The sequence below is a fragment of the Limnoglobus roseus genome, from assembly GCF_008254045.1.
GTDB classification, from domain to species: Bacteria; Planctomycetota; Planctomycetia; order Gemmatales; family Gemmataceae; genus Limnoglobus; species Limnoglobus roseus.
This window is the reverse complement of sequence record NZ_CP042425.1, coordinates 8,146,101-8,171,414: the sequence shown is the minus strand read 5'-3', so window position 1 is coordinate 8,171,414 and position 25,314 is coordinate 8,146,101. Positions and strand designations below refer to the sequence as shown.

14 protein-coding genes are annotated in these 25,314 nt (G+C 65.2%); 9 read left to right on the top strand and 5 right to left on the bottom strand.

Annotation, left to right across the window (positions count from 1 at the left end; all coding sequences use genetic code 11):
- Positions 1 to 25: 25 nt before the first annotated feature.
- Both PX52LOC_RS34995 and rarD read left to right on the top strand, forming a co-directional pair.
- A complete protein-coding gene (locus PX52LOC_RS34995) occupies positions 26 to 5,077 on the top strand; it encodes a DUF4175 family protein (protein WP_149114431.1) in 5,052 nt (1,683 codons plus the stop codon).
- 755 nt (positions 5,078 to 5,832) lie between these two features.
- Positions 5,833 to 6,795 (top strand): EamA family transporter RarD, encoded by a 963-nt coding sequence (gene rarD, locus PX52LOC_RS34990; RefSeq protein ID WP_149114430.1) that lies wholly within the window; start codon positions 5,833 to 5,835, stop codon positions 6,793 to 6,795.
- Here rarD and PX52LOC_RS34985 read toward each other — a convergent pair.
- On the bottom strand, positions 6,785 to 7,966 hold the full coding sequence (locus PX52LOC_RS34985) for a M24 family metallopeptidase (protein ID WP_149114429.1): 1,182 nt from the start codon (positions 7,964 to 7,966) through the stop codon (positions 6,785 to 6,787). The genes rarD and PX52LOC_RS34985 overlap by 11 nt on opposite strands.
- Before the next feature lie 128 nt (positions 7,967 to 8,094).
- Here PX52LOC_RS34985 and PX52LOC_RS34980 point away from each other — a divergent pair, with 128 nt between their 5' ends.
- Together PX52LOC_RS34980 and aat are read left to right on the top strand one after the other, a co-directional pair.
- Positions 8,095 to 11,199, top strand: coding sequence for a c-type cytochrome (locus PX52LOC_RS34980; RefSeq protein ID WP_149114428.1), 3,105 nt, complete (start codon positions 8,095 to 8,097; stop codon positions 11,197 to 11,199).
- Positions 11,200 to 11,316: 117 nt separating this feature from the next.
- On the top strand, positions 11,317 to 11,976 hold the full coding sequence (gene aat / locus PX52LOC_RS34975) for a leucyl/phenylalanyl-tRNA--protein transferase (RefSeq protein WP_149114427.1): 660 nt from the start codon (positions 11,317 to 11,319) through the stop codon (positions 11,974 to 11,976).
- 72 nt (positions 11,977 to 12,048) lie between these two features.
- Here aat and PX52LOC_RS34970 read toward each other — a convergent pair whose 3' ends face one another.
- Positions 12,049 to 13,359 carry a tetratricopeptide repeat protein gene (locus PX52LOC_RS34970; protein ID WP_149114426.1) on the bottom strand — a complete coding sequence of 437 codons (1,311 nt, stop codon included), beginning with the start codon at positions 13,357 to 13,359 and terminating at the stop codon, positions 12,049 to 12,051.
- A 136-nt stretch (positions 13,360 to 13,495) separates the two neighbouring features.
- On the opposite strand from PX52LOC_RS34970, the gene cbiE reads away from it, so the two are divergent.
- The 3 genes from cbiE (at position 13,496) to PX52LOC_RS34955 (ending at position 17,243) form a co-directional block, all read left to right on the top strand.
- Positions 13,496 to 14,740, top strand: a complete 1,245-nt coding sequence (gene cbiE / locus PX52LOC_RS34965) for a precorrin-6y C5,15-methyltransferase (decarboxylating) subunit CbiE (RefSeq protein WP_149114425.1) — start codon at positions 13,496 to 13,498, stop codon at positions 14,738 to 14,740.
- A gap of 255 nt (positions 14,741 to 14,995) precedes the next feature.
- On the top strand, positions 14,996 to 16,345 hold the full coding sequence (locus PX52LOC_RS34960) for a DVUA0089 family protein (RefSeq protein WP_168219395.1): 1,350 nt from the start codon (positions 14,996 to 14,998) through the stop codon (positions 16,343 to 16,345).
- Between the two features lie 55 nt (positions 16,346 to 16,400).
- Positions 16,401 to 17,243: an alpha/beta fold hydrolase gene (locus PX52LOC_RS34955; protein ID WP_149114423.1), complete on the top strand. Its 843-nt coding sequence runs from the start codon at positions 16,401 to 16,403 to the stop codon at positions 17,241 to 17,243.
- 8 nt (positions 17,244 to 17,251) lie between these two features.
- Here the strand turns inward: PX52LOC_RS34955 and PX52LOC_RS34950 are convergent, their stop codons facing one another.
- The 3 genes from PX52LOC_RS34950 to PX52LOC_RS34940 form a co-directional block, all read right to left on the bottom strand.
- The gene (locus PX52LOC_RS34950) at positions 17,252 to 20,545 is read right to left on the bottom strand and encodes a hypothetical protein (protein WP_149114422.1); all 3,294 of its coding nucleotides are present in this window, start codon (positions 20,543 to 20,545) and stop codon (positions 17,252 to 17,254) included.
- 76 nt (positions 20,546 to 20,621) lie between these two features.
- Complete coding sequence (locus PX52LOC_RS34945) at positions 20,622 to 21,131, bottom strand: hypothetical protein (protein ID WP_149114421.1); 510 nt, start codon at positions 21,129 to 21,131, stop codon at positions 20,622 to 20,624.
- A 148-nt stretch (positions 21,132 to 21,279) separates the two neighbouring features.
- Entirely contained in the window at positions 21,280 to 21,618 is a 339-nt protein-coding gene (locus PX52LOC_RS34940; protein ID WP_149114420.1) for an ATP-dependent Clp protease adaptor ClpS, read from the bottom strand.
- A gap of 211 nt (positions 21,619 to 21,829) precedes the next feature.
- Between PX52LOC_RS34940 and PX52LOC_RS34935 the strand changes: the two genes are divergently transcribed.
- Entirely contained in the window at positions 21,830 to 23,497 is a 1,668-nt protein-coding gene (locus PX52LOC_RS34935; protein ID WP_168219394.1) for a DUF1559 family PulG-like putative transporter, read from the top strand.
- A gap of 59 nt (positions 23,498 to 23,556) precedes the next feature.
- Positions 23,557 to 25,299, top strand: a complete 1,743-nt coding sequence (locus PX52LOC_RS34930) for a DUF1559 family PulG-like putative transporter (RefSeq protein WP_149114418.1) — start codon at positions 23,557 to 23,559, stop codon at positions 25,297 to 25,299.
- Positions 25,300 to 25,314 lie beyond the last annotated feature (15 nt).

Sequence of the window (25,314 nt, the reverse complement as noted above, 5' to 3'; positions counted from 1 at the left end):
AAGCATTGCCTTCCGAGGTGACCGCATGTCCGCCGTGAAACTGCCGCACGCGATCGAAGAGAAGCTCGGCGAACTCGCCCAACAGGTCCGGCGGCTGTGGCTCTACCGTGGCATGAGTTGGTTCGCGCTCGTGTTCTTCGGCACCGCACTCGGCCTCGTCTTGCTCGACGCGCGGTTCGAGTTGCCCGGTTGGGGCCGCGGCCTCATGCTCGTCGGGTGGGCCGTGCTACAACTCTTGGCCTTCCGGCGGTGCGTCCTCCGGCCGATGCGCAGTCCGATCCCCGTGCCGCTGCTCGCCGCGGCCATTGAGGACCAGTTCCCGAACCTCGCGGAACGCCTCACAACGCTCGTCGAACTCAGCGAGAACGCCGAACCGGGCAACGGCTCGAAGGCGCTCATCGACGTCCTCGCCCGCGACACGGCTCAGCGGGCGAAGAAGCTCAACTTCCAGAAGGCCGCGCCGACCGGATCGGTCCTGCGGTTCGCGTTCCTGACGGTCCTCGTCGCGGCCGCGATCCTGTCGCCCCTCTTTTTCATCCCCGGCGCGGCCGACCGCGTCAAGCGGTTCCTGACGCCGTGGATCGGCCCCCGGGCGGACGTGAACTTCAAGGTCGTCGTCTCGTCGAAAGACCTCGTGATGAAGCGGGGCGACGCCGTCACGCTGACCGGCTTCCTCGAAAGACTCGCCCCCGACGCGGCACTGCCGGAGACGGCGGCCGTCGCCTACAAGGAGGAGGGCGGAGAGGAGAAGAAGTTGCCGATGACCGGCGACGACAAGGCCGCGTTCAGCGTCACCCGGCCGGTCGCGAAAGAGAGCTTCGAATACTGCATGGAAGCCGGCGGCCTTCGCAGCGACTGGTTCAAGGTCACGGTCGTGGACGCCGTCAAGCTCACCGACGCGACCGCGTTCACGGTCAGCCCGCCGAAGTACGCGACCGGCACGATCGACGAGCAGAAGCAGCAGGGCTTGCACGAGTTCGAGGCGTTGCAGTACAGCAAGGTGGCGTTCGACCTGAAGTTCGACCGCCCGGCTCGGTCCGCCAACTTCGAGTGGAAGCCGTCGAACCCGAACGGTCAGATCGCGGCCGATCAGTTTTTCGTCAGCCTGAACGAGGACCGCACCGCCGGCACGGCCGAGTGGACGCTCATCGGCGACGGCACTCTGAAGCTGACCGTGATGGGCGAGCAGAACGTTCCGACGGAAATCGTCGTGGCGACGAAGGCCACCGTGGACACGCCGCCGAAGTTCGAGAAAGTGACGGGCGTCAGCGACAAGCAGCGGCAGGTCCGGCCGAACGAGCGCATCCCCATCGAGCTGAGCATCGCCGACGACGTGAAGGTCGAGAAGGTCGAGTTGCAGTTCGAACTCAACGGCGACCCCGCGACGAAGCGGGTCCAGCCGGTGACGATCAAGGGCGTCGGCACCCCGCGGGCCGAGGGGCGGTACTCGTTCGACCTGACGGACCTGGCCAAAGAGGGCGAGGTGATCCGCTTCCGCATCCGGGCGGTGGACAACCGCAACGTGCCGGAGTTCCGGGCGACGCCGCAGGAGGTCTTTTACCCGGAGAAGGGGTGGTCCGAAGTCCGCCTCGACCGCTCGGCCAAGCCGCTCGCGGAGCAAGACCTGCTGACGAAGCGGGACAAGATCAAGGAGAAGTTGCAGACCGTCCAGAAGGACGTGGCCGACGCGCAGAAGGCCGTCGAGGAGGTCAAGCGTGAAGCCGGCGGCAAGGACCAACTGACGCCCGATCAGGTCGCCAAATTGGACAACGCGAAGAACAAGGAGAAGGACGCCGCCCGGCAACTGGAAGAGTTGGCCCGCGAGGCGGCGCTAACGCCAGACTTCCGGCCGTTCGCCGAGCAGATCAAGGACGTGGAGGAAGACCCGCTGCGGCAGGCCGACGAGCAACTCCGCAAGGTTCAGAACGAGGCCGATCAGGAACTCCGCGACAAGGCCACCCGCGACGCCGCGGCCCAACTCGACCGTGCGAACCAGAAGCTCCGCGAACTGACGGCGAAGGTGGACGGCTTCACCCAGAACCTTCAGGACAAGCGGAAGCTCGAAGAGATCGCCGATCGGCAGAAGGAACTGGCCGAGGAACTAAAGAACAACCCTGGCAACGACCGCGTGGCCCGCGAGGCCGCGAAAAAGCAACAGGAACTGAACGCCGAACTCGACCAACTGCTGAAGAACAACGACGAGTTGAAGAAGGCCGTCGAGCAAATGAACGCCGAGCAGGCCAAGCAGTTGGCCGACGACGCGAAGAAGCTGGCCGACCGGCAAAAACAACTCGATCAAGCGGCGAAGGATCAGGCCGAGAACGCCAAGAAGAAGGCCGTCGAGGCGACCGGCCAGAAGCAGAAGGAACTGAACGAGAAGGCCGAGCAACTTCGCAAGAAGACCCAGGACGAGGCGAAAGTGGCTGGGGCCGACCAGTTGCCGAAGGAGCCGTTCGACAAGGCGAATGAGCAAATCGAGAAGGGCAACCCGGTCGACGCGATGACGGAGCAGGAGAAAGCTGCGAAGGAACTCGACAAGCTGGCCGACGCGCTGGAGAAGGCCGCCGGGGATCGCAAAGACCCGAAAAAGGCGGCCCAGCAGTTGGCGAAGTTGGAGGACGAACTCCGCAAGAAGGCGGCCGACGCGAAGGAGCCGTCCGACGAACTTCGCAAGAAGATGCAGAAGGAACAAGAGGCGATGAAGCGGGCGGCCGACAAACTCTCCACGCCGTCGGGCAACGAGGCGGCAGAGAAGGCGAAGGAGGACGCCCTCGAAAAGCTCGACCGCGCGAAAGAGGCCGCCGGCAAGGACGAACCCGCGAAGGCCGAACAGGCCATGAAGGATGCGGCCGACGCGCTCAAGAATCTCGCCGACAAACTGCCCGGTCGCGAGGAACGCATGAAGCAGGCGAAGGCCGAGTTGGAGAAGTTGCAACGCGACCAGGAGGCGATTCAAAAGGAGATCGAGGACAAGACGAAGGGGCTGGACAAGAAGAACCCTGACGAGGCCGCGCGGAAGGAGGCCGCCGAGAAGTTGGCCGACGCCGCGAAGAAGCAGCAGGAACTCGCCGAGAAGTTGGAGAAACTCGACACGCCGGGGTTGGAGAACCGCCGCGAGAAGACGGCCGACGCCGCCAAGCAGGCCGCCGAGGACTTGCAGAACGGCCGCACCCAGGACACGCCCGCGTCGCAGCAACAGGCGAAACGGCAGATGGAGCAACTCCGCCAGGCGCTCGACGGCCAGAAGCCGAACGACCAAAAGGCCGATGAACTCGCCAAGAAGCAGAAGGGAGTCGCCGACGCTGCCGAGAAGGCCGGCGGCAAACCGGACGCGAACCAACTTCAGCGGTTGCAGGAAGCCGAGCGAGACATCAACAAGGAACTCGGTCAGGTCAACGACCCGAACGCCGCCGAACAACTTAGTCGCACGAAGGACGCTGTCCGCAAGGCCGAGGAGGCCCTTCAAAAGAACGACGCCGACGAGTTGAAGAAGAAAACGAAGGAGGCCGCCGAACAACTCGACCGCCTCGCTGATCAAATGGCCGGGGCCGAGAAGGACGGCGACCGGGCCGAACGGCTCGCGAAACAACAGGAAGCGGCCGCCGAGAAAGCCCAGAAGCAGGCCGGCAAGCCGAGTACGCCCGAGCAGACCGAGGCGGCGAAAGACGAGATTCAGCGGGAACTCGACGACCTCAAACAGACCCGCGCCGGCGATGCGCAGGAGGCGAAGAAGAAGGCGGCCGACGCCCTCGAACGCCTCCGCCGCGAGCCGAACCCGGAGAAGGCGCCGAAACTTCAAAAGGACGCGGCCGAGGCGATGCGGAAGCTCGCAGACGAGGTCCAGAAGAAGGGCGACCAGACCGCGAAGGCCGACAAGGCCGAGCGCGGCGACCCCGACGCGGGCAACCCCGGCGACCCGGCCGACGACTTACCGTCGAAGGCCGACGCCGATGCGGCCCGCGATTTGGCGAAGCAGGAGCGAGAACTCCGCAACGAACTCGGTCAGGCGAACGAGAAGGGCAACCAGGGGCCGAAGGCGACCGACAAGAAACCGGTCGAAGACTTGGCCAAGAAGCAGCAAGACCTCGCCGACCAGGCCCAGGACTTGGCGAAGGAGGCCGGCAAGCCGGGCGAAGGGCAGGGACAGGCCGCGAAGGACGCCGCCAAAGAAGCGCAAGAGGCGGCCGACCAGATGAAGGCCGGTGCCCCCGACCGTGCGCAGGCCGCGGGTGAGAAGGCCCAGAAAAACCTCGAACAGGCCGCGAAGCAGAACGGCGACAACGCGGCCGGCAAGAAAGCGAAGGAACTCGCCGAGAAGCAGAAGGAACTCAACAAGGAAGCCGCTGAAAAGGGACACGATCCTGGCGCCGCCGCCGCCCAACAGCAGGCCCAGCAAGGTGAACTCGCGAAGAAGGCGGGCGAACTCGCGGAGAAACTCGAAGATGCGGCGAAGGAGCAGGGTCAGCAACCAGGCAAGGCCAACGGCGATAAACTCAAGAAGGCCGCCGACGCCGCCCGCGACGCCCAAAACCAGATGGAACGCGCCCAGCGAGAAGAACAGGCCGGTCGCAAGCAGAACGCCGACGACGCCCGCAAGCAGGCGGATAAGGCCCTCGACGACGCCCAGAAGCAGGCTCAGGAAGCCGCCGGGGACAACCCGCCGAAGCCCGGCGAAGGCAAGGCGAAGCCCGGCAAGAATGCGCAGAAGGCAGGCAAGAACGTCAAGGAAGCCGAGGGACAGATGGATCAGGCCGTGAAGCAACTCGGCCAGAAGCAGAACGACAAGGCCCAGAAGGCGATGGAGAAGGCCGCCGAGAAACTGAACGACGCCGCGAAGCAACTCGGCGAGGGCGAGCCGGGCCAGAACGGCGACCCTCGGAACGCCGCCGACAAGCCCAAGGTGGACCCGACGAAGACGGATCTGCCGAAGGACCTTCAGCAATACCTCGGCAAACCGTGGGGCGACCTGCCCGGCGACGTGAAGTCGAAGATCATCCAGGATCTGCAAGCGAAGTACGGCGAAGACTACGCCCGCGTCATCAAGCTCTACTTCGAGCAGATCGCGGAGAAGAAGTAATCACACAAGATTGACGGGAAACTGAGTGGTGGTTACGAGCCAACAAGCGCGGCAGTCACTCCTGCCGCACGGCGAGGTTCGTTCGCAATCAGCGAGCGATTGGACAGGCGCATTCTCAATCCCATCGGCCGTCGAACAGTTCTATCGAGATGTTGGCCCGCAGAACATCTGCATTGAATCCTTTGGGAATCCTTTCTTCTTTCCGAGCCTTACCAAGCTCTGGCAATTTCAATCGGGATATCGCTGGAACGGCCTCAGCGGTGAGCCGATTGAAAGTTGGCCAGACGATTGGTTGGTCGTTGCCTCTGCGGGTGGTGACCCATTTATTCTGTCGCGATCTTCCTGTGCCGTGTTACATGACAACTGCGGACGTGGGAGCTGGGAGCCTTGCGAGTTGTTCGCAGATCTGGAAACGATGGCGGCGTGCCTGGGTCTTTGCGGAACCGTTGTCATCTCGGCGGGGGAGGGTTTTGTCGATGAGAATTGCCGCATCCGACCTGATGTATGGGATGGGGCTGTTGCGGGTCTACGACAACTTCTTGGTTCGGCCAAAGCAGCCGAGATCGTTCTGCACTCGTTGGGTTGGGGTTAAGGGGTTCTTCCGCTCTTGGCTCGAAGAATGCCTCGGCGTACCTCACGGTCATTTCCCGTAAGACAAACCCCACCGGCGGACTATTCCTAGCATCGGCTGAACCTCTCGCAGGGGTCGGCCGTCTGTTGGTTCTGTCGCCCGAACTTAGCAAGGAGTTTCCGAAGTGTCCGACGATTCCGCGGCGAGTACGCGAACCGGTTTCCTGTTGGGGACGTTCGCGTACCTGTGGTGGGGAATGGTCCCGCTCTTTTTTGCGGCCCTGAAAGTTCGCGACGTGGGGGCCGTCGAAATTCTCGCCCACCGGATCGTCTGGTCGCTGCCGGTTATGCTCATTCTCACCGCCCTCACCGTTGGCTGGAAGCCGGTGCGGGACGTGTTCCGGTCGAAGAAACTCCTCCTCCTTATGTTCTCGTCGGCGCTGCTCCTGGGCGTGAACTGGCTGCTCTACATCTACGCCACCACGCAAGGGAAGGTCACGGAAGCCGCGCTCGGCTACTTCATGCTGCCGCTGGCGAACGCTTTCCTCGGCACGATGTTCCTTGGCGAAAAGCTCCGGCCCGCGCACTACCCGGCGCTCGGCCTCATCGCCCTCGGCTTCGCGGTGCCGGTGTTCGCGGCCGGCGAGTTGACGTGGATCGCGCTCGCCCTGCCGATCACCTTCGGCCTGTACGGCTTCGTGCGGAAGGCTATCCCCGTCGACGCGCTCGGCGGCCTGACCGTGGAATCGCTGATGATGCTCCCGTTCGCCCTGGCCGGGTTGGTCTACTTCGCGGCGACGGGGCAGGGGCACTACGGTCCCGACTGGACGTTGAACGGCCTGCTGATGTTCAGCGGCATCGTCACGGTCGCGCCGCTGTTGACCTACGTGATGGCCCTGCGGCGACTGCCGCTGATCGCCATCAGCTTCTTGCAGTTCCTCTCGCCGACCACGCAAATGTTGATCGCGCTCTACTTCCTCGGCGAGACGCCGCCGGCGCACGTCTGGTACGCCTACGCCTGCGTGTGGGTGGCCGTCGCGGTCTTCCTCGCCGACGCCGCGTGGCAATACTTCGCGACCCGGCAACGAATCCGCGTGGTCGAGCGGCCCGCCGTCGGGGTGCCGATCCTAGTACCGGCTACACGGTAATCGTGTGGACGGCGGTTTGCAGGTCGCCGCCGGTCACGTGGACGCCGCCGTTCGCATCAATGTAAACGTCGATCTCGCTCCGCACGCCGAACTCCGGCAGGTAAATCCCCGGCTCGATGCTAAAGCAGGTCCGCCGCATGATGCGGCGGTCCTCTTTCGTTTCCAGGCCGTCGATGTGCGCACCGTTGCCGTGGACCTCTTGGCCGATGTTGTGGCCGGTGCGGTGCGTGTAGAACTCGCCGTACCCCGCCTTCTCGATCACGTCCCGGCAGGCATTGTCCACCATCGAGCCGACGAGTTCCTCGCCCTTCGCGAAGGCGTCCTTCACGCGGGCGATGGCCGCGTCGCGGGCGGCGGCGACGATGTTGAAAATCTTCGTGTACTGCTCCGGCACGGTCGGCCCGACGAACACCGTCCGCGTCAGGTCGCTGTATACCGCCCGCGGCTTATCGAGCTTCGCCCACAGGTCGATCAGCACGAAATCGCCCTTGCGGATCGGCGTGTCCGCGGCGGGGTTCGGCTCGTAGTGCGGGTCGCCGCTGTGCGGCCCGCGGCCCACGATCGGCGGCGAGTACGTCGTGCAGCCGTTGTCGTGGAAGTGCTGCATGATGCGCTGTTGCACGGCGACTTCGCTCGTCTGCCCCTTCGCGCGAATTTCATCCGCGATGAACTGGTACGCCACCCCGTAGGCCGCGTCGGTAATCTTCGCGGCGGCTAAGTGCATCGCTTCTTGGTCGGCGTCCCACGTTGCCTCGAACTGCTGAATCAGGTCGCCGGACGAGACGACCTCCACGCCGAACGACCGCACGAGTTCCAGTGTCCCGCCGTCCACGCGGCTGACGTAGGGGTTGCCGTTCCGCGGCGAGTATTCCATCGCGACCGTCTTCGCCCCGGCGAGCAGTTGCTGCACACCGGCTTCGAGTTCCTGCCACCGGCGGTAGACGGTCTTCGTTCCAGGCAGGCCGTCGAGCGAGGCCGGCTCGATGGCGTGGGCGAGTTTCTTCGGTTCGCCATTGGCCGGCACGTAGTAGAACCACCGCCGCGAGAGTTTCTTTTCCGCGAGGCCGACGATCCGCTGCGCGAGGACGTTGATGCCGCGGAAGTCGTACAGCAGCCAGCCGTCGAACTTGGCGGCGCGGAGGGCGGCTTGAACCGCTTGCAGGTCGAACATCGGTCGTCTCCTTCGGGGGCGTCGGGTTGTGATAGGGATTCGCGGTCGATTCATCTTGCAGGACCGGGGCGGGTCAAGATAATCAACACAACCGCCGACGCATCCCACCCCACCGGCCCTTCTTCATCATGAATCGAATCCTCGCGTTCCTCGTTTTGTTCGCCCCCGCAGTGGTCGTCGCGGCCGAGCCGGAAGTGAACCGGAAACTGTTGAAACCGGGCCTGATCGCGGGCTTCACCGAGCCGAAATCGACCACGAGTTACCGGCTCGAACCGACGGTCGCGCTCACGCTGAAGGCGGGCGAGGGCGCGTCGTTTCGCGGCCCAGTCACGGCGGCGACGTGGACGGGGTACATCCAGATCGTGACAGCCGGCCCGTACCAGTTCTCGGCCGTCTACCAGGGCGGCACGCCCGCGGTGACGCTCGCCCGGGGCGAGCAGTCGTTCAACGGGATCGCACTGGCGAAGGACAAGAGCAGCACGGTGCAGACCCAGGACGTAACGGGGCCGGCCCTGCAACTGGAACCCGGCGTTTACGCCTTCCGCGTGAAGTTCGACCTGGACCCGAGCGGCGAGGCAAAGGAGCGGCGGTTCGAACTCCACTGGCAAGGTCCCGGCTTTGCCCGCGAGCCGATCCCGAACTTCTTCTTCGGCCACCTGCCGGAACAGCGGAAGGACACGGTCGATCAATCGCTGCCGGCGGACCATGGCCGGTTCCTGTTCGAAGAATTCGGCTGTAAGAACTGCCACCACCCGAAGGCCGACGACGCGGTCGGCAGGGGCTTCGTGAACCGTACTGGCCCCGATCTCTCCGAGGTCGGCAAGCGGGTCTATCCGGGCTGGCTCGATGCGTGGCTGGCCGACCCGACGAAGATGCGGCCGAACACTACGATGCCGAAGCTGTTCACCGACGACGACGTTGGTCACGCCGAGCGGTACGCGGTTGGACAGTACCTCGCGTCGCTCGGCGGGGCGCTGACGCCGTCGAAGGTGCCGACGATTTCGAACGACTGGTCGAAGAGCATGGCCAACGGCGAGAAGCTGTTCACGCTCACGGGCTGTGCGGCCTGCCACGGGAAGCAACTCGCGGGCACGGCCAAGAAGAACGAGGACGATGACGACGATAAGCCGGTGAAGTTCGAGCCGAGTTCCAGTCTCTTCGGCCTCGGCAGCGAGACCGGCCCGCAGGCGACCTACGCGCTCGGCGGGCTCGGCAGCAAGACGACGCCGGAACAACTGCAAAAGTACCTGCTCGACCCGCTGAAGACGAACCCGCACGGCCGCATGCCGAACATGCAACTGAAGGACGACGAGGCCCGCGACCTGGCCCGCTATTTGAACCGGGCCACCGACGACCACTTCGATCGCGTCGTGGTCAAACTGCCGAAGCTGAAGCCGACCGACGTGGGCGGCGAATCCGACTCGTGGAAAGACCTGGGCAAGAAACTGCTGACCACGAAGGGCTGCGTCAACTGCCACACCGTTTCGCCCGGCGGCAAGGCGCTCCCCGCTTCCCCGGCGGCTCCGTCGTTGAAGTTCCCGGCGGCCCAGAACGAGCAACGGGTGATGGCCGATTTCGGCTGCCTCGCGGCGAAGCCGGACCCGAAGAAGGTGCCGGTCTTCACGATCGACGAATCGCAGCGAACGGCGGTCAAGGCGTTCGTCTCGACCGGCCTGCGACCGGCGGTGCCCGCGTCGGTTGCCGACGTGCGCACGACGCTGAAACGGTTCAACTGCTTGAACTGTCACGTCCGCGACGGCGAGGGTGGCATCGGGACGGAACTCGGCGACCAGATGAAGAAACTCGAAAAGTCGGAGAACGCCGACGATGTGGCGCCGCCACGCCTCACCGGCGTCGGGCACAAGGCGAAGACAAGTTGGCTGGAATCGGTCCTGCTGAACGGCGGCCGGGCGCGGCCGTGGATGACGCTGCGGATGCCGCAATACGGTTCGCAAAACGTCGGCCACTTACCGGTCGGGCTGGCGCACTTGGAAGGAACGGCGCCGGATTCCAGCAACCACAAGGTCGAGTACACGCAGGAGAAACTCGCCGTCGGCCGAAAACTGGCCGGGTCCGAGGGGCTGGGCTGCATCAAGTGCCACGACATGAGCGGTCACGTCGGCGGCGGTACACGCGGCCCGGACTTGGCCCTCACGACCCAGCGGCTGCGGTTCGAGTGGTACGACCGCTGGATGCACAACCCGCAGCGGCTCGCCCCGGGCACCAAGATGCCGCAGAACTTCAACAACGGCAAGTCGGCCTACGACAAGGTGCTGAACGGCGACGCCGAGCCGCAGATCGAGGCGCTTTGGGCGTACCTGTCGCTCGGCCCCGGTCTGCCGCTGCCCATCGGCATGGAGCCGCCGAAGGGTCTGGTGCTGAAGCCCGGCAAGCGGCCGGAAATTCTGCGAACCTTCATGCCCGACGGAGCCGGCAACAAGGCCATCGCCGTCGGCTTCCCCGACCTCAGTTTCGTCTTCGACGCCAACGCCTGCCGGGTGAGTTACGCCTGGGAGGGGAACTTCCTCGACGCCTCGCCGGTCTGGAACAACCGCGGCGGAACGCCGGCCAAGGTTCTCGGGCCGAAGTTCCTGACGCCGCCGCCCGGCCAACCGTGGGGCATCACGGCCAGCCGCACGCCGCCGCAGTTTGAACAGCGGGCGAAGGACTTCGCCTACGGCGCGCCGGTTCCGAATGAGCAAATCTTCCAGGGCCAACGGCACGTGCAGTTCGACGGGTACTCGCTCGCCGCGGACGGCGTGCCGACGTTCCGCTACCGCGTCGGCGACCCGGTCGAGAAGGGCGATCTGGTGGTTCACGAAACCGTCACCCCGGCGAAGGGGGCGGTCGCCGTCGGCCTCACGCGGGCGTTCCAACTCGAAATCCCGGCCACTCGCACGACGTGGCTGGTGGCCGGTGAGACGAAGGGCGAGCCACGGATCATCACCGCCGACGGCACGAAGATCATCGCCGTGAACACGAAGGACGCCGAACCGGAAGGCCCGGCCGTCGGGACGAAACTGATCCTCCCGGACAACGGCCATGCGACCGTGGTGATCGTGGGCCAAGCCCCGGAGGGGGCGGTCTGGCGGTTCCTCCCGAAGACCGGCGGTGGGTGGCTGGCCGTCCTGCGATTGCCGGAGCCGAAGGACGCGGCCAAAGCCGCCGTGACGTTCACCGCATGGGCGGCTCCGAAGGACGACCCGGCGATCATCGGGGCGATCGGGAAATGACACAAGTTTGACGGCCGAAACGGCGGGCGGGCCACTTTTGTCCGCGGGCGGGGCGTGTTAAGATGGGTGGGAAAGCCGTTCGCCCGGGACGGCCGTCCGCCTGGAGTTGTGGCCCGCATGAAAGCCAGCACGCACGACGACCGGCCGTGGATCCCTCCCGATTTGGCCGACGGGGAGGGGTTGGTCGGCGTGGGGGGCGATTTGACCCCCTCGACCCTGTTGAAAGCCTACACCGACGGCGTCTTCCCGTGGTTTAACGACGACGACCCGATCCTCTGGTGGTCGCCCGACCCGCGGGCGGTCATCGAGTTCGCGAACCTGCACGTCTCCCGCAGCCTGGCCCGCACGATGCGGAGCGGGAAGTTCCACGTCACCATCGACCAGTGCTTCGAGATGGTCATGCGCGAGTGCGGGGAGCGGCGGCCGGAAGGGACGTGGGTGACGGACGGCATGGTGAAGGCGTACTCGCAACTCCACCGCCTCGGGCATGCGCACAGCCTGGAGGTGTGGGTCGGCGACGACCTCGCGGGCGGCATCTACGGCGTCGGCGTCGGGACGTTCTTCGCCGGCGAGTCGATGTTCCACCGCGTGACCGACGGGTCGAAGGTCGCGCTCGTCTCGCTTTTGCAACACCTCCGCGAACGCGGCTACGAACTGTTCGACGTGCAGATGACCACCGATCACACCGAGCGGATGGGAGCGACGGAAATCTCTCGGACCGAGTACCTGCACCGCTTGCGGAAAGCCGTCAACAAGTCGCACGTGCGGTTCGTGTAAAATTGTTCTCGCGTAGCGGGTCGGCCAACGGTCGGCCGTTGGCCGACCCACTACGCGGTCAGCAGAAGGGTGTTACTTCGACAGTTCGGCTTTCAACTTCTTCACCTTCTCCGTGACCTTCTTGCGGCGTTCGCCGTCCTTCTTTGTCACGTCTTCCATCTTCAGCCCCTTCTGGTACGTCTCCAGGGCTTCCTTCTTCTTGCCCATCGCCGCGTAGCAGTCGCCAACGTGGTCCCAAATTTCGATGTGGTTGCTCTCTTCGTCGTCGCTGCCGGCCGATTCGAGGAGGTTCTTCAACGCCTCTTCGTACTTCTTGTTCTTGAACAGCACCCAGCCGAGGCTGTCGATGTACGCGGAGTTCGCCTTCTTCGCCTCGTCCTTGCCGATCTTCCCTTCTTCGGCCGCCTTTTCGCGGGCCTTCAGGTCCAGGGCGATGGCGTCGCGGATCAGTTTCTCGGACTCTTCCAGGTTCTTGTCGTTGTCGCACATGATGAACCCGAGGTCGTTCTTGAACGTCGCGTTCTCCGGGTCTTCCTTCACAAGTTCGCGGAGGATTTTGGTCCCCTCGTCGATCTTGTTTTGCAGCACGTAGATGCCGCTGATGGCGTACTTGGTGCCGCGGACGATCCGCTCCTTCTGGTCCTTCTTCAAGTTCTCGTTGTCCTGGACGGCATCGACGGCGGCCTCGTACTCCTTGATCGCGTCCTCGTACTTCTCGGCGTCGGTCAGCACGCGGGCCTTCAATTGGCGGAAGATAAAGTTGCCGTCGAACTGCTTGATGAGCTTGTCCGCCGTCGCCACCGCCTTGTCGGTCTGCCCCTTCCGCGACTGGGCCATGAGCAGTTGGCTCATGACTTCGATCAAGCTGAACTGCTTCAGCGAATCGTCGCCGTTGATGGCCATGACCCGCTCGCACAACTCTTCGATCTGGTCGTACTTCTTGCGGGCCATCAGGAAATCGAGGTGCCCTTCCACCGCGCGGATGATGTGCTCGCTCGATTGCAGGTCGTCGATGGCGATGTCGGAACAGGCCTTGTAGAAGACCTCGGCCGAGTCGTAGTCCTTCACGTTGTGGGCGGCCTTCGCCAGCACCAGCGTCGCGAAGTAGCGGAACGGCTTGTTGTCCTCCTTTGCCGCCTTCTGGAGCTTCGCCGCCGCCTTAACGAGCTTGGCCGTGCCGGGCTTGTCTTTGACGAGTTCCTTCAACTTGGCGTCGGCGTCTTCGAGCGTTTTCGTCTCGTTGTTGAGCTTCTTGGCCTTCTCGACGAGTTGCTCTTCGGTCAATTCCGCCGCCGGGGCCGCGAACAGCGTGGGGGCCGTGAAGCCGCCGAGGAGCGTGGCCGACAGGCCGAAAGCCCAGAGCCGGTGGGGAAAGCGACGCATATCGAAATCCTTTCTGTACGGGTCGAGAGGGTCGGATGGTAACGATTCTACCGACGGCGAGAACCGGACGCCATCCGGATTGGCATTTAACTACAATCGCTAGGAAGAGGTTTCCCCGCACCCCCGAGGCGTTGCCGTGTCCGCAGTGAAGATTCCGATTCTTGGCGTTGGTCCCGACGGGTTGGCCGGGGTCACGGCCCGGTCGCGTGAGTGGCTGGTTAACGCGGAACTGCTCTTCGGCTCCGAGGCGGCCCTGCGATTGCTGCCCGAACTGAAGGCCGAGCGCGTGACCATCGGCACCGACCTGCCGACGGTCGTCGAGCGGCTCAAGGCCGCCGTCGGCAAACAGAAGATCGCCATCGTTTCGGTCGGCGACCCGCTCTTCTACGGCACGGCCCGCTACCTGTGCGACAAGGTCGGGCCGGACCTGTTCGAAGTCGTGCCGCACATCAGCAGCATGCAGTTGGCCTTCGCCCGCGTGAAGGAGACGTGGGAAGACGCCTACCTCACCGACCTGTCCGCGAAGTCCTTGGACGACGTGCTGGACAAGATTCGCGGGGCGGAAACCGTCGGCCTGTTCACCAGCGACGTGTACCCACCGGGGCGGATCGCACGGGAACTGCTCGCCCGCGGCATCGACTACTTCCGGGCGACCGTGTGTGAGAACCTCGGCGGTCGCGACGAGCGCGTCACGCAGGGGGAACTCACCGACATCCAGGGGATGACGTTCGACCCGCTGAACATCCTGATCTTGAAGCGCAAGCCGAACCGCCCGGACGTGCCGCGGGCGGTGTCGACCCTCGCCCGCTTCGGCAACCCCGACGACGTGTTCGCGCAAAGCCGGCCGAAGTCCGGCCTTATCACGCAGGCCGAGGTTCGCTCGCTGGCACTGGCGCAACTCGACCTGCACCCCGGCGACGTGGCTTGGGACGTGGGCGCGGGCAGCGGGTCGGTCGGCATCGAGATCGCCAACCTCGTCGCCCCTGGCGTGGTGTTCGCCATCGAGCAGGACGCGGCCGACTTCCACCTGATCTCTGCCAACCTCGAAACCTTCGGCGTCAAGAATGTGAAGCCGATCTTCGGCACCGCCCCGGCGATCTTCAGTGGGTTGCCCGCTCCGGACGCCATTTTCATCGGTGGCAACGGCGGAGAAATCGCCCGGCTGTTGGAAGCCGCGTTCGCCGTCCTCCGGTCGGGCGGGCGGTTGGTCGTGAACGTCGGCACGCTGGAAATGCTCTCGGCCACCTACGCGGCCATGAAGCGGCTCGCCACGGCCGTGGACGTGCAACTCGTCAGCATCGCCCGCGGCGTCGAGCAGATGGAGAGCCTCCGGTTCGAGGCCGTGAACCCGACGTTCCTGTTGCGGGTACGAAAAGGATAGCCTTGTCGGACGCTTGAGGAGAACCGCGAAGATTTCAGTCGCGGTTCTCAAATCACTTCCCAATCTGCGGCCATCCACCTCGCACAACCCATTTATCCCTTGCGACCACTTCAGGCTGTCAGGTAAGGTTATCCCACTCGCAATTCTGTCCGATCCCATCTGTCCCAGGAGCTGATGATGACTTTTGAGCAGGCGCGCGCACGTCGTGGCAGTCTGAGGGTGAAATTCCAAATCGAGGAGCTGGAAGACCGATGCGTGCCGTCGTGGGGAAGCACCCCACCGAGCGCCGTCGCGGTACCCACGAGCTACACGCCAGTCACGCTAAATACGGCCGGCGACGCCACGGGGGCCGCGTCCGTGGCAACGACCGAAGTGGACTGGTATCGCTTCACGGTCACGACCGGCGGCAGTTTCACCATCTCGGCCACAACGCCGACGAGCAACCTCGATACGGTGATCGGCCTGTACACTTCGACCGGCCAACGGGTCACGTACAACGACGACATTTCTTCCACGAACTACGACAGTCGGTTCACGCGGACCCTTTCCGCCGGAACGTACCTCTTGGGCGTGACGAACTACACCGGCACGGCCGGCGGAACCTACACTTGGGCCATCGACGGCCCCGCGACCACCGTTCCACCGCCGCCCCCCCCACCGCCCACGTCCCCACCGACGACGGGCGGGTTCTCCATCACGCTGCAAACTAACGGCCTGACCGCGAACCAACTGTTCGCCTTCCAGCAGGCCGCGGCGCGGTGGTCGCAGGTCATCACCGGCGACCTGCCGGACGCGAATTACAACGGCACGGTGGTGGACGACGTGCTGATTTCCGCGTCGGCGGTCGCCATCGACGGGGCCGGCGGCGTGCTCGGGCAGGCCGGGCCCGACCGCCTCCGGGCCGGGTCGTACTTGCCCTACCACGGCACCATGCAGTTCGATTCCGCGGACCTTGCCCAACTGGAAGCGAGCGGCCAACTCGCGTCGGTCGTGATTCACGAAATGGGCCACGTCCTCGGCATCGGAACGATCTGGCAGCAAAAAGGGTTGGTGTCGGGGATCGGCACGACGGACCCCCGGTTCCTCGGCGCGCAGGCGACGGCCCAGTACAACGCGATCTTCGGCACGTCGGGGGCGAGTGTGCCGGTCGAGAACTCGGGCGGGTCGGGCACGGCCGGCGGCCACTGGCGGGAGAGCGTCTTCGGCAACGAGTTGATGACCGGCTACCTGAACGCGGGGTTCAACCCGCTGAGCCGCGTCACGGTCGGGGCACTCGCGGACATGGGCTATGCTGTGAACTTGGGTGCCGCGGACGCATACACGCCCCCGGCCGGCACTGCGGCTCTGGTCGCGGGCGGCACGGGCGGCGGTGGTACGGCCAACCTCGTTGCCGGTTCCACACCCTCGGCCTCAATTGGGTCGGATTCGCCCGGCGATCGTTTCGCGACGCCGAACCGCGAACACCAGGAAGTGACCACGAGCGACGCAGTTGACTGGGATGCCGTGGTCACACACGGCGCGTCGATCGACGGCCCGACGTGGTTGAATTACGACATCGCGTCGATGATCCGCACGCCGTCACACGCGCCGGTCGATCTGTTCTGACCGTTCCGAACCCCGGCGTATCCTCGCCGGGGTTCCATTCTCTAAAACGTCCGGGATGAACGACCCACTCCCGTGCGAACTCCGCACGTTCCGCTCGTCGGATGGCTATCGCTGGTACTATCGCCACTACCCGGCGACGGGGCGGCCGCGAGGACGAGTCATCTTCGTTCACGGCATCCGCAGCCACGGCGGGTGGTACGGGCGGTCGTGTGCCGAGATCGCGGCGGCCGGGTACGACGTGGACTTCCTGGACCGCCGCGGGTCCGGCCTCAACACCGCCGCCCGCGGGGACACACCCAACTTCCGCCGTCTGCTCGACGACATCGCAGAGTTCGTTCTGGAACTGCGACAGTCGCGGCCGTGGCTGCCGACGCACCTCGCGGGCGTCTCGTGGGGCGGCAAGTTGGCCGTGGGGTTGCAGTATCGCCGGCCAGGGCTGGTCGATTCGCTGTCGCTGCTCTGCCCCGGGCTGTGCCCGAAGGTGTCGCCGCCGCTAGGCCAACGGATCGCGATTGCCCGTGCGCGCGTTCGCAACCCGTCGCGGCTGTTCCCGATCCCGTTGAACGATCCCGAGTTGTTCACCGCCTCGCCGGACTGGCAACGGTTCCTCGCAAACGAACCGCACGACTTGCGATTCGCCACCGCCCGGTTCCTGTTCAGCAGCGTTTCGCTCGACTTGTACCTGAAGCGGGCCGCGAAGCGGGTCACGCTCCCGACGCTATTGATGTTGGCCGGCGAAGACCGTGTGATCGACAACGCCCTCACGCGGCGAGCCGTCGAGGCGTTCCCGGCCAAGCGGAAGCATGTTCTCGAGTACCCGGCGGCGCACCACACGCTGGAGTTCGAGCCGCCCGGCCACCCGTTCGTACGCGACCTCCTCGCGTGGCTGGAAACGTAGGCCGGGTGTCACTTCTGGGCGTGCTCGATCATCCGTAGGTACTGGTCGGCGAGTTCCCGTTCCGGCAGGTACGCCGGAACGGCGATCTTGTCCGGGCGGATCGCCTGGTCGAGTCGCCCTTTCGCCTCGTCGATCTTCCCTTCGAGAATCAGCAGTAGCGACCGCCCCAGGAAGAAACTCATGGACGAGGTCCAGTTGTTAACGCCCATTTGGGCGGTGGCCTGGCCGTAAACCCCCGCGCCGCCCACCGTGCCCATCAGGGCCGGCACGGTGAGGAAGTTCTGGAACTCCGTGAGCGACGCCTTCCCGGCGGCGGCCTGCACGGCCGCCCGTTCGGCCGGCGAGAGGGTGGGGAGGCGCGTCGATTGCTCCATCGCCTCGCCGAGTTTGACGTAGTTGCCGCGGAGGTGCCACAACTGCATGCGGAAGTCTTGCAGTTGGGCGAGCACGTTCTGGGGTACGCCCGTCCCCTTGCCCCGCGCTTCTCCCAGAACTTCCTCGGCCTGCCGCAGATCGATTTCCGCGTCGTCCAGCTTGCCGAGTGCGATGTTCACACCGACGGCGAGGAGCATCAATTGCTCGGGGTGTGGGCCGAGGTTCTTGTTGTTCACGGCCTCGTTAAACTTCTCTAGAGCCTGTACGAGAAGCCCCTCCCGGGCCGCCCCCTGGGCTTGGGCCGCGGCGTCCTGGCCCTTGTACCGATTCACGAACCGGTCGTTGGCCGGCTGCATGAGTGTGTACATCTGCTGCAGGCGGGCCTCAATGGCCTTCTTGTTATCCTCGACCGCCTTCCTTCGCTCCTCGTTCTCCTTCGGGTCTTGTGAAACCTGTTCCCCGGCCCGGTCGAGGTAGCGGCGGGCGATTCGCAACACCTCGGCCGCCGGTTCCGGCAACTGGGGGGCCTGCGGTTGCCCCGGGTCGCCGGCCGGGGCCGGTTGGAAGGCGAGGTGCAGTTGGAAGGCCGTCGAGAAGGCCTGGCCGGCTTCACTCGGCGTCAGGTCTTCGGGCGGTGGCAACCGCTCCAGGTATTGGCGGAGGGCGGCCGTGTGGAGTTTCTCTCGGAGTTGGGGCGGAAAGCCGGGGATGCCCCGTTGGCCGGAGGCGGTCAAGGCCGCGAGGACGGTGTACGAGCCGGCGTAGTCCGGGTCGTCCGCAATCGCCCGCCACACGGACCGCAGCGCCATGACTTGATAGGCCAGTGAAACGTCCGTCGGGTGGTAGGTCGCCTGAAGACCCGGCAGGGCGGCCCGGAAGGCCACGAACGGGTGCCCAACGGCTCCGGCGACGTTGGCCCAACTGTTTGCCCAGGAGACGTAATCTTCTTCTCCGTGGCTCCGGCCGACGTTGGCCCAAATCTGGGCGTCGATCACCCCCAGCGGCGGCACGCGGACCGGGTCGAGCAGAAAGGCGTCCAGGAACGTCTTCTCCGCGGCCGGGACTCGCCGGATCGGTTCGGGCGGTTGGGGCACCGGGGGGACCAGGTCGGAACGGAACGCCAGCCGAACGGGGTCGAAGGCGAGGGCCGCGAACACGCCTGGTCGGAACGCCTTCGAGTTCGGGTCGCCGAGAACAATAGCCCGGCCGTCGACGTGCCAGAGGGGGTAACGCGCCTGGAAGTTCGAGAGTTGGAACAGCGGTTCCGTCGAGACCGGCGTGAACACGAAGTCCAGCCCGGCGTAGGCGAGGTACGTGATGTCGTGCGCGGCACAGGTCTGGCGGAAGTTCGCCACCTCGACCGCGGTGATCGGTTCCGGCTTCTCCAGCGAGCGGTGGAAGAAGATGCGGCGGCCCTGGATCATCGCGCCCAACTCGGGCGCGTGGAACGCGAACCGGCCGTTCGCGAACACCTTCTCCCGCGGCGCGAACCACGCGACGTAGTTCGCCAGGTCGAAGTTCAGGTACAGCCCGTGGTAGTCGTCCGGCAGTTTGCCCGACGCCCGCCACTCGTTCAGCATTTCGGCCGTGCGCTTCAAGCCCGGATCGGGTTCGACCCCCCACGCGACGCGCGCGACCAGCGACGGATGGCGGACGGCCGGGAGCAACTTGCCAGGGTAGGCCGCCGCGACCAGGATCAACGCCGCGGGGAACGCCACGATGCGACCGACGCGGGACAAGAGCAGCAACAGGTTCGCCCGCGGTCCGTTGGCCGGCCCGAGGCGAATCCGTTCGATCAGCCCGGACATCGCCAGCGCGAGCAACGGGACGGCCGCCACGCTGAAAAGCAGGATCAGACGGTACTGCATCAACGCCAGCCCGGCGAACGCCATCCACAGCAGGATGTGCGTGACCCGCAACTTGCCGAAGTTGCCGGCCAGCGAGAGCACGATCCCACCGCCGACGAGCAGGGCCGCGAAGGCGTAGCCGCTGAAGCTGTTCCCCCGGTCTTCGCGGCTGATGTAAGACTGTCGGTCGAGCGGCGACAGGGTGAAGGTGTGCAGGTCGCGGTCGGCCTTGTAATCCGCCGGGAGGTGGAAGCCCAACTCGGCCGGCAACTCCCACACGCGGACGTGGTGCGGCGTAAGGCTGGCGGCCAGAACGCTGACGCCCAGCGCGATCGCCAGCGAGCGGATCGGCGGGGCGTCGGTATCGTCGGCCTTTGTCAGCAACCGCTGAACGGCCTCACCCGCCAGGGTCAGTGCGACGGAGAGCGGGCCGAGGAAGAACCAACTATCGGAACTCGCCCACACCCACGATAGCACGCCGAGCGCGATCAGGTTGAACCGCGTGCCCGTTTTCCAGTCGCGGCCCAGCAGGAGGTAGAGCGTCAGGGCCAGGAAAAACGCCGAGAGGAGGATGGGCCGAAGGCCCGAGTTCGGGGCGGCGGCGACCACCGCCAGCGCCGTCGCGAAGGCCCACGGCCAGATCGCTTGGCCCGGCCGTCGAATGAGGAGGACGATCCCGAAGGTGGCGGCGAACAGCACGGCCTTCAGTACGACGATCACGAAGCCGGTCGTGTCGGCCTTGTAGAGCAGGTAGGCCGCCACGCTCGACAGCCACGAGTGGTTGACCCACGTTCGCCCGGCCGTCGCGAAGGAGAACGGGTCCGAGCCGAGTGAGTATTCGCCGTTCAACAGGGCGCGGCCGCTCGCGTAGTGCAGCCACTGATCGTTGTTGCGGGCGATGTTCGACGCGACGAGGAAGGCCGTGACGAGCGTCAGAACCAGCAAGGCCGTGTCGATCGACTTGACCCAGCTGGGCCACTCGGCGGCTTGTTCGACGGTGGGAGCGGGTGGTGGCGGGAGGTCAACCGGGGGGGCGTCGGTCGGCGGGACGGGTTGCTCGGCAGTGGATGATACGATCACAAGAGCCTCGGGGCGGCGTAACAGCACGGAAGACGGCGTGCTGTCACGGTAGATACGCCCCCGAAGGTGGTCAAGTTCATCGCCGCCGGATCACGCCGAACCCGAGCAGGCCGCCCTTGACCCACGGGCTGGTCGAGGACGTCTGCGAACGCGGAACCTCGTTCGGGGCAATGGCGTCGACCGACGGCCCGGTCAGTTCCTGCCGATCCGATGGGTAGACGTTGACCGTCGAATAGCCGAGCCGCGGCGAGGGGCTGTAGTTCCCCAGGAATCCGTAGGTGTAGTGTCCGCGGTGGGCGTCGCCGCCGCCGAACGCGCCGGGCGTCGGGCCGAACGTCGGAATCGGCGGGCCGTAGAGGCTGTGCCCGTTCGACCACTGCGTGCCGAGCGCGCTCGGGTAGCCGTAGGCGTAGGGGCCGTACGGGAGGCCGTAGTAGTTCCAACCGGGGTACCCGTAGTAGCCCCCGCCGGGGTACCCGCCGACGCCGACTCCGACGCCCACGAAACCGCGGGTTTGAGCGGACGCTGTCAGGGCCGTCCCGGCCAACAATACGACCGCGGCCGCCATCGTGCGGTAGTTCATCATGATGCTCCTTCACTGGTGAGAGACATCGTGATTGATCGACCGTTCCGGCGGCGGGACGCGATGCGAAGGCGTTGGAGCGGCACGCGGGCACGCGCCGCTTCTGGTGCAACCGACCGGGCGGGCACAACCGGCAGGGGAGGTGCAATTGCTACGCGGCCGGTTCGACGGAGACGCGCAGGGGTTCGGCCCCCTGATCGGCCCGGTCCGGGTCGGGGCCGCACGAGATGATTTGATCGGCCTTCAACTCCGCGAGTTCCATCGTCCCCGTCCAGACGACGCAGCGGTTCTGGTTGTGGGCTTCCAGCATCATCTGGACGCACTTCTCCACCGTGTACCCGAAGACCTTCCGCAGCACCGTGACGACGAACTCCATCGTGCTCAAGTCGTCGTTGTGCAGGATCACCGCGTAGGGCGGCTGCCGCTTGGTGCGCGTGTCGGTCTGCTCTTCGGGCCGGGTCTTCGGCAGGGTGATTGCCGGGCTACTCATCGCGGGAAAGACTCCATAAATGGCGAATGGGAATAGTGTACTGCGTTCTGCTCTCGCATCAAAGAGCGGTTGGCCGGGTTGAGGCGGGACCAACCTTCGATCCCATTTCCTGAAATCGCGGCCCGGTGCGGCCGTCTATTCGAATGAAATGGTTGCCCTCGACCCGCGGGACGACCATAATCCGGTCACCATTTCTCCGAGGACTCGTGCCATGCTCACCCGGATGCGCTTTCGGATCGGACTGCTGATCGCAGCCGTGGCGCTCTTCGCCTGCTCCAATCGCTACGCCTCCGCGGCCCCTCCGCTGAGCAAGGACGTGGAAGAAGTCTTCTCGTGGGTGCCGCCGGATGCGGCCCTGTTCGCCCACCTCGACGTGCAAAGCGCCTGGAAAAGCAAGCAGGTCGACCTCGTCCGCAAGGCGAACCCGAACGGCGCGTTCGATCAGATTGACGTGCTTGCCGGGGCGCTCGGCGTCTCAACCGACTCGGTGCAAACCTTCACCGTCTTCATGCCGAAGCTCAAGGGGCCGGGCGATCAGCAGGCCGTGTGCGCCGCCATCACCCTGTCGAAGCCGCACAACCCGAAGCAGATCGTGACGGCCCTCACGACGCTCGCTGGGCTGAAGAAACTGCCGCCAGAGTTCGCCAGCGACAAGTTCAAGAAGGAGCGGGAGAACGTCTACTCGATCAGCGAGGGGAAGGACGGAAAGCAGAAGACGCTGTTCCTATTCGACACCCCGAACCGCGTCGTCATCCTGGGGCCGAAGGGGAACGAGTTGGCGAAGCCAGTCGGCGGCGACAAGAAGGGGCCGGCCACCGAAGCCCTCGACGCGGCCCGGTCCGGCAAGTCGCTCACGTTCGGGTTGAACTTCGCGAACATGCCGGACGAAATCCGCCAGGAGAACGTGCCGGCCGAGGTGGAGCCGTTCAAGCCGCTATTCCACTCCGACGCGATCCTCGCCACCGGAACCTTTGCCGACGACTTCGTACTGACGGTGAACGTGAAGTGCCCGACTCGGGCCAAGTCGCTCGAAGCCGAGAAGTCAATGGGCGTCTTCCGCACGTTCATGCAGACCGCCCTCGCCGCCGGGATCGCCAGCATTCAGAAGGACGAATCGCAGGCGAAACTCGTGACCCTGGCCCGGCAGACGCAAGACCTGCTGAAGTCCGCCGTCATCGTTAGCGACGACGCCCAAGCAACGGCCACGCTGAAGGCGAAGGCCGACTTTGACGTTACGCCGGTCCTCGTGCAGATCTTCGGCGCGACCGGCGGGGCCGCGGCTCGCGCGCAAACGACGAACAATCTCAAGCAACTCGGGCTGGCGATGCACAACTACGCGGACTCGTACAACTCGTTCCCGCCGGCCGCGATCATCGGCAAAAAGGGGAAGCCGCTGCTGTCGTGGCGGGTGGCGGTTCTGCCGTTCATCGAGCAGGCTCCGTTGTACCAGCAGTTCAAACTCGACGAGCCGTGGGACAGCGACCACAACAAGAAAATTTTCGAGAACAACCCGATGCCGCCGGTGTTCGGCGTGATCGGCGTGACGAAGCCGGAGGACAAGAACACCCACATGCAGGTCTTCCGCGGCAACGGCGCCCTCTTCGATCTAGTTCAAGGCTTCAAATTCAACCAGGTTACGGACGGCACGTCGAACACGGTCATGATCGCGATGGGCAAGACGGCCGTACCGTGGACGAAGCCGGACGACCTGGAGTTCGACCCGAAGGGCAACCCGGCCGACCTGCTGCTGTTCATCAACGACATTACGCACACCGCGTTCGCCGACGGTTCGGTCCGAACGGTAAAGAAGACGACCGCCGCCGATGTCTGGCGGGCCATCGTGACCCGGGCGGGCGGCGAGGTCGCGAGCATCGACTGAATGACGGTTCGCAACGAGCCTCCGACAGCCCGGCGGCTCGCTCTCCTTGAGGAATTGTCATGTCACGCCGCCGGTTGCTTCCCGTCGTTCTCGTGGCCGTCATGAGCGGCCTGTTCGCGTTCTTGCCATCGCGGCCGATGATCGCCGACAGTCGGCCGCTGCCGTCAGACCTGGCGCTTGTGCCATCCGATGCCGTCGGCTTCCTGCACATCCGGGCGGCGGACCTGTGGAATCATCCGGACCTCAAGCCGTGGCGGGGTGTGTTCGAGGGGGCGGGGCAGCGGTCGGTCGGCTTGCTCGACTTGCACTTCGCCCCGAAGCCGTCAACGACCGACCGCGTCACGTTCGTGCTGCTGCCGCCGGGTAAGGGGAAGCCGCAACGCCGATCCGACTTCGACCCGTTCAACCCGACGCTGATCCTCCACTTCACCGAGCCGTTCGACAAGGAGCAGGTGAAGAAGGCCCACGCCGAGAAGGCGAAGTCGAAGACCGTCGCCGGCAAGGAACTTGTCCTCGCCGAGCGGGCCGACGTGGCGATGGCGTTCGTCGATGACCGCACCCTGATCCTCGGCGAAGAGTCCGGCGTCACGGCGATCCTCGCGAACACGAAGAAGGACGGCCCGCTCGCGACGGCGATTCAGGCGGCGGCCGGCACCCAGCCCATCGTCGCCGGCTTAAACGTGAAGGCCCTGCCGATCCCGCCGGAAGCCCTCGTCCAGATCCCCGACGAGTTCAAGCCGCTGACCGATCTGGACGCCGTCACTGCGTCCATCGACATGACGAAGGAACCCGTCCTGCAAGTGCGGGCGACCTTCCCGAACGCCGATTCCGCGACGGGCGGCGAGAAGGCCATGCGGAAGTTGGCCGATCTGGCGAGGGTGTTCCTGAACCAGCACCGGCAGGAACTCACGACCGAACTGACACGCCACCTCGACGGGAAGCGGAAGAAGGACGCCGGCGGCGCGAAAGTCCACCGGCCGCTCGGCGACTTCCCCGAAGCCGCGATGATGGTGGCCGGCCTCGGCGGGTTGAACTTCGTCGACGATCTCCTGGCCCACCCGCCGATCGAACGGAAGGGGGCGGACCTCACGACGAGCGTGAAGTTGCCCGCGTGGGCGTCGCAGTTCGTCGCCGGCGGGGCGGTGGCCGCGGGCGTCATGATGCCCGCCGTGCAGAAGGTTCGCGAGACCGCCGAACGGTCGAAAGCGTTGAACAACCTGAAGCAGATCGGCATCGCGCTGCACAGCTACCACGATGTCTACGGCCACTTTCCGCCCGCCGCCACGCTCGGCAAGAAGGGGAAAAAGCTCTACTCTTGGCGGGTCACGATTCTGCCGTACATCGAGCAGAGCGCGGTCTACAGTCAATTCAAACTCGACGAGCCGTGGGACAGTGAGAGCAACAAGAAGCTCAGCGACCTGACCATCCCCACGTACACCGACCCCCGCATCGCGTTGAAGCCGGCCCACACGGTCTACAAGGTGCCCGTCGGCAACGGGGCGATGTTCGACCTCGCGACGGGGTGCAAAATTCTGAGCATCACCGACGGCACGTCGAACACGATCATGGTACTCGCCGGCGGCGATCCGGTGCCGTGGGCCAAGCCGGAAGAGTTCGAGTACGACCCGAAGGTCGAGTTCCCGGCCGACTACGCAAAGGAGTTCGACGACTTCCTCGCGACCGCCTTCGCCGACGGCAGCGTCCGCGTCCTGAACCTCGCCAAGCTGAAGAACCGAGCCCAGACGATGCGGCACCTCATCGAACGGGCCGACGGCAACGCGATCAACATCGACGACAACTAGCTTTTGGGCAGACGA

Coding starts and splice junctions, on each gene's coding strand:
- PX52LOC_RS34995 (WP_149114431.1), top strand. CDS start 26: ATGTCCGCCGTGAAACTGCCGCACGCGATCGAAGAGAAGCTCGGCGAA.
- PX52LOC_RS34985 (WP_149114429.1), bottom strand. CDS start 7,966: ATGTTCGACCTGCAAGCGGTTCAAGCCGCCCTCCGCGCCGCCAAGTTC.
- PX52LOC_RS34980 (WP_149114428.1), top strand. CDS start 8,095: ATGAATCGAATCCTCGCGTTCCTCGTTTTGTTCGCCCCCGCAGTGGTC.
- aat (WP_149114427.1), top strand. CDS start 11,317: ATGAAAGCCAGCACGCACGACGACCGGCCGTGGATCCCTCCCGATTTG.
- PX52LOC_RS34970 (WP_149114426.1), bottom strand. CDS start 13,359: ATGCGTCGCTTTCCCCACCGGCTCTGGGCTTTCGGCCTGTCGGCCACG.
- PX52LOC_RS34955 (WP_149114423.1), top strand. CDS start 16,401: ATGAACGACCCACTCCCGTGCGAACTCCGCACGTTCCGCTCGTCGGAT.
- PX52LOC_RS34945 (WP_149114421.1), bottom strand. CDS start 21,131: ATGATGAACTACCGCACGATGGCGGCCGCGGTCGTATTGTTGGCCGGG.
- PX52LOC_RS34940 (WP_149114420.1), bottom strand. CDS start 21,618: ATGAGTAGCCCGGCAATCACCCTGCCGAAGACCCGGCCCGAAGAGCAG.
- PX52LOC_RS34935 (WP_168219394.1), top strand. CDS start 21,830: ATGCTCACCCGGATGCGCTTTCGGATCGGACTGCTGATCGCAGCCGTG.
- PX52LOC_RS34930 (WP_149114418.1), top strand. CDS start 23,557: ATGTCACGCCGCCGGTTGCTTCCCGTCGTTCTCGTGGCCGTCATGAGC.